General features: G+C 66.6%; 2 protein-coding genes. Both read right to left on the reverse strand.

Features of this window, described 5'->3' with window-relative positions; translation table 11 throughout:
* The coding region (gene caiC, locus Q5064_RS11325; protein ID WP_302964764.1) for a crotonobetaine/carnitine-CoA ligase at positions 1–1,592 on the reverse strand (1,592 nt) is incomplete at its 3' end.
* 154 nt (positions 1,593–1,746) lie between these two features.
* Positions 1,747–2,870 (reverse strand): L-carnitine CoA-transferase (gene caiB, locus Q5064_RS11330; protein ID WP_302964766.1); only part of this gene is annotated, 1,124 nt, incomplete at its 5' end.

Raw genomic sequence — 2,870 nt, forward strand, 5'->3', positions numbered from 1 at the left:
TTCTTCTCGATTTTCATGGAGCACGTGCGGGGGAAGCTGTCGACGATCTCCACGTACGAGGGGACCTTGAACCCCGCCATGTGCTCCTCGCAGTACGCGAGCACCTCCTCCTCGGTGATCCGCGCGCCTGCGGCCGGCAGCACGAAGGCCTTCACGGCCTGGTCGCGGATGGGATCGGGCACGCCGATGACCGCGGCCTCGGCGATGCGCGGGTGGCCTGCCAGCACGTTCTCCAGCTCGGTGGTGGAGATGTTCTCCCCCGCCCGCTTGATCATGTTCACCTTGCGGTCGACGAAGAAGAACCAGCCGTCCTCGTCCACGTACCCCTTGTCGCCGGTCTTCAGCCAGCCGTCCTCGGTGAACGTGCGCGCCGTGGCCTCGGGGTCGTTGAAGTACTCCTTCATGATGGTGCGGCCGCGCACGCCCCTCACCTGGATTTCGCCTACCTCGCCCGGGTCGGCCTGCGTGCCGTCCTCGCGCGTGATGCGCACCTCGTAGCCAAGTCCCGCGCGTCCCACGGAAGGCCACCGGCGCGCGCCGGTGGGCGGGTCGGTGAGCACCCAGCCGATGGACTCGGTGGAGCCGTACGTGTTCATGAGCGACACGCCGAAGCGCTGCTCGAACGCCTCCTTCTCGGCGTCGGACACCGGCAGGAAGTAGAGGATCTCGCGCAGCTCGTGGTTGCGGTCGTCGGGCGAGGCGGGCTGCAGCATGAGCGTGCGCAGCATCATGGCCACGCACTGCGTGACGGTTGCCTTGAACTCGCGGATCTGCGACCAGAAGCGGCTGGCGCTGTACTTCTCCACCACGATGAGCGTGGCGCCCACGGTGAGCACCGGCATGAGCGCGGCCAGCTGGAAGTTGGAATGGCAGGCGGGCATGGTGGTGAGCAGGCGGTCGTTCTTCGTCAGCGCGACCTCCCAGTCGCCATACAAGCCGCTGAACAGGATGTTCGCATGCGTGAGCACCACGCCCTTCGGGCGCGAGGTGGTGCCGGACGTGAAGATGATCTCGGCCGGGTCGTCGGCGCTCAGCGGGCGCACCTCGTCGAGCTCGGCCGCCGCCTCGGCGCGCAGCCGCGAGAAGTCGTGCAGGGACCCGTCGCGCTCGAGGGCGGCGCGCGCTTCTTCGACGCCCTCGACCTTGTCGTCGTGCGTGCGCGCCACCAGCACGCCCTTGGGGCAATACGGGCCGCTGTCGCGCACGGCGCGGTACAGGCCGAGGAACTTCGGCTCAACCACCGCGCACGAGGCCTCGGTACGCTCGAGCACGAACGCGGCTTCCTCCACCAGGTACTGCTCGTTCATGGGCACCATGACGGCGCCGATCTTCGCCAACCCGAACAGGCACATCATGAACTCGGGGCACGTGCACAGCTGCACGGCCACGCGCTCGCCAGCCGCGACCCCCATCGAGAGGAACACGTTGGCCGCCCGGTCGATCTCCTCGTTGAACGCGCGGTACGTGTACGTGCTGGTCGAACCCGTGCGATCGCGGAAGAGGAGGAACTCGCGCTCGCCGCACGCGGCCACGAGGCCGTCCCACAGGCTGCGCACCGTTTCGTTTCCCACGATGTCGGTCAATCGTCTCACCTTTTCCATCCGTCGATCCCCTGGTAATCCGCACGATGCCGTCGTCGAGGGCCCTCGCCCGCAAGGGCGGCATCGTGCGGATGCGCGGCGAGTTCTGCCGGCCGCGCATCCGACGTGGCGCCCGGGAAGCGATTCCCGGGCGCGAGGTACCGCGTTAGCCGATCTTCACGACGCCGGCCGCGGCCAGCTCGTCGATCTGCTCCTGCGTGTAGCCCAGCTTCGTCATGACGTCGACGGTGTCGCCGCCCTGATGCGGCATCGGACGCCAGATCTGGCCCGGGTTGTTCTTGAACTTCGGGAACACGCCGAGGCCGTGGAAGGTCTCGCCGTCGACCGTCTCCCAGTCGACCCACGTGTTGCGCAAGCGCAGGTGCTCTTCTTCCACGAGGTCTTCCATGTCGTTGACCACCTGCGCGGCAATGCGGTGCGCGGCGAAGTCCTCTTCGATGTCGTACTTCGAGTTGGCCAGGCAGTACTCTTCGAACGCCTTCTGGATCTCGTCGGCGTGCGGGTTGGACAGCCACAGGCCGCTCGTGTCCTCGGGGATGTCCTCGGTGCCCCAGAGATGCCCCAGGCCGATGGTCTCGAGGAAGTACTTGTTCTGGTCGACGCCGTACAGGCACACGCCCAGGAAGCCGTCCTTGCACTTGAACTCGCCGATGCCGCAGAGGTTTTGGTTGCGGGCGCCCGGACGAGGCCACTTGATGCCCTCGTTAAGGTAGTCGACCAGGTAGTACTGGCCGATGGCCAGAAGCGTCTCGTACATGGCCAGGTCGATGCTCTCGCCCTTGCCGGACTTCTCGGCCTTGTACAGAGCCGCCAGCGCCGAGGAGGCGATCATCAGCGTATTGAAGTAGTCGCCCGCGTAGGGTCCGGGGAGCATGGGCTGCTCCTCCGTGCCGTTCTGCATGATGATGCCGGAGTAGGCCATCACCGTCAGGTCGTAGGCGGCGCGCTTCACCATCTTGGGGTCGCCCTCCTGGCCGAAGCCGGAGACGTGTACGATGACCATCTTGGGGTTGAGCTCCCACAGCACGTCGTCGGTGATGCCCTTGCGAGCCCACGTGCCGCCCTTGGAGGCCTCCATGAAGATGTCGGCGTCCTTCACGAGGTCGAAGAACACCTTCTTGCCCTCTTCGGAGAAGTAGTTCAGGGCCACCGAGCGCTGGTTGCGGCGCTCGGCCTGCTTCACGTACGCGGTGTCGCGGATAGTGTCGCCCGCGCCCGTGTTCTCGAGCCAGACGACGTCGGCACCCCAGTCGGCCATGAGGTCGGCGG

This window comes from uncultured Adlercreutzia sp., from assembly GCF_958431955.1.
In the GTDB taxonomy this organism is placed as follows: Bacteria; Actinomycetota; Coriobacteriia; order Coriobacteriales; family Eggerthellaceae; genus Adlercreutzia.